Consider the following 453-nt stretch of genomic DNA (forward strand, 5'->3'; position numbering starts at 1 on the left):
CGCCTCGGCTCCATTGGTCGGAGTGACGTAGAGCAGGAGGTTGAGCTCGCGCTCGATCTCCGTCAGACGCGCATCGACGTCCAAGGATTCCTGCGCAAGGGGCGAAGTTCGACCCACTTGCTATCGATACCCAATTGTCGACGTGGTCAATCCGTTGTTCGAAGTTGTGCCCGCTAACGTTCAGGACATGGCCGAGCGGAGAATCGCCGGCGGCACGATCCGGGTTGACCATCGAGACGGACTGGTGCAGGCGCGAGGTGTGCGCTACGGCACCGCCAGGCGATTCGGGGCTGCCGAACCGCCCGCGGCCTGGTCGGGTGTTCGCGATGCGACCCAATCAGGTCCCGCCTGCCCGCAGCGGCCGTCACGTCTGGGCTGGGTCACCGGCGACGCACTGGCCGGCTTGTCGACGAACGAGGACTGCCTCGTGCTGACCGTCACGGCCCCCGTCGA

1 protein-coding gene is annotated in these 453 nt (G+C 66.0%); it reads left to right on the top strand.

Going from position 1 to position 453, the window contains the following annotated elements:
- Positions 1–187: 187 nt before the first annotated feature.
- On the top strand, positions 188–453 hold a 266-nt coding region (locus RNB18_RS51970; protein ID WP_311721053.1), incomplete at its 3' end, for a carboxylesterase family protein.

It is taken from the genome of Streptomyces doebereineriae, from assembly GCF_031845645.1.
GTDB classification, from domain to species: Bacteria; Actinomycetota; Actinomycetes; order Streptomycetales; family Streptomycetaceae; genus Streptomyces; species Streptomyces canus.